We start from the raw sequence: 1,551 nt of genomic DNA on the forward strand, positions 1-1,551 counted from the left end.
CGGGAAGGCTTGCCCCAGACGTCATAGACCGACACGGCGGATGTCAGATTGCCGTGGCTCAGCATCGCGCCCTTCGGGAGTCCGGTGGTGCCGCCGGTATATTGCAGCAACGCGACATCGTCGGCGCTGATCGGCGGCCACTGCGAAGGCTTTGTGGCGCCATCGACGAAGTTTCTGTAGGTGATGATCGCAGGATGGTCCGGCAGCGGCGCCTGCGGCGTGCCGGCCTTGCCCCAATCATCGTCCTCGCAGACGATCAGGCGGTCGAGCAGACCCTGGCCGAGGAATTTCAGCGCGGTCGGCAACAATGCCGACAGGTTGCTGGTGACCAGCACGCGCGCGCCGGAATCGGCAAGCTTGTGCGACAGCGCGATCTCGCCGTCGAGCGGGCTCAGATGCACGACCCGCGCCCCCGCCTTCAGCGCGCCGAAGAAATTGACGGGATGGTCCGGCGAATTGCCGAGGAACAGCGCGACCGAGGTATCCTTGCCGTAGCCGGCGCGCAGGAAGGCGGACGCCGCGGTCTCCACCATGGCTTCGAGCTCGGCATAGCGGATCGGCCGGTCGCGGAATTCGATCGCCGGCCGCGCGCCGAATTCGGCCGCCGCCGTCGACAACAGGTCGGGCAGCGTGCCGCGCGCGATCGGATCGTCCCAGCGGACGCCTTGCGGATAATACTGTTCGCCTGGATGAGTCATGTTGATTTCAGCAAGAAGCCACAGGGCGACCGTCATTCCGGGGCGTGCGAAGCACGAGCCCGGAATCCATAACCACGATCGGGAGTATGGATTCCGGGCCTGCGCCAAGAGGCGCATCCCGGAATGACGGATGGTGAGAGGAACCGCCCATCAAGCCGCTTTCGAGGTCTGCGCCAGCGACGCAAAGGTCTTGCCCTCGGCGGCGAGGCGCTTGAGCAGCGGCGCCGGCTCCAGCGACGGATCGCTGGTCTCCCTGGCATAGTAAGACAGCCGGTCGGCGATGTGCTTCAGCCCGACCTGGTCGGCGTAGAACATCGGCCCGCCGCGATAGATCGGCCAGCCATAGCCATAGAGCCAGATCACGTCGATATCGCTCGGCCGCGCCGCGATGCCCTCTTCCAGAATCCGCGCCCCCTCATTGATCATCGGGTACATCATGCGCTCGAGGATTTCGTCGTCGCTGACCACGCGTTTCTTTCGACCCATCCGCTGCAACGTCTCGTCGATCAGCTTCTCGACTTCCGGATCGGGCAGCGCCGCGCGCGACCCGCCTTCATACTTGTAGTAACCCTTGCCGGTCTTCTGGCCGAAGCGCCCGGCCTCGCACAGCGCGTCGGCGATTTCCGACTTGATGCCGCGATCCTTGCGCGAGCGCCAGCCGATGTCGAGGCCGGCGAGGTCGCCCATCGCGAACGGTCCCATCGGCATGCCGAATTTCGTCACCACCGCATCGACCTGCTGCGGCAGCGCGCCTTCGAACAACAGCTTCTCCGCCTGCTTGCCGCGCTGCGCCAGCATGCGGTTGCCGACGAAGCCGTCGCAGACGCCGACCACCGCGGGCACCTTTGCAATT

The 1,551-nt window shown here is 65.5% G+C and carries 2 protein-coding genes; both read right to left on the reverse strand.

Annotated elements, in window-relative coordinates; genetic code table 11:
* Positions 1 to 698: AMP-binding protein (locus WCE35_RS08395; protein ID WP_424592884.1), on the reverse strand; the 698-nt coding region annotated here is incomplete at its 3' end.
* A 150-nt stretch (positions 699 to 848) separates the two neighbouring features.
* Positions 849 to 1,551: 3-hydroxyacyl-CoA dehydrogenase family protein (locus WCE35_RS08400; protein WP_424592885.1), on the reverse strand; the 703-nt coding region annotated here is incomplete at its 5' end.

Origin of the sequence: Bradyrhizobium sp. (genome assembly GCF_049691595.1) — a bacterium.
Taxonomy (GTDB): domain Bacteria; phylum Pseudomonadota; class Alphaproteobacteria; order Rhizobiales; family Xanthobacteraceae; genus Bradyrhizobium.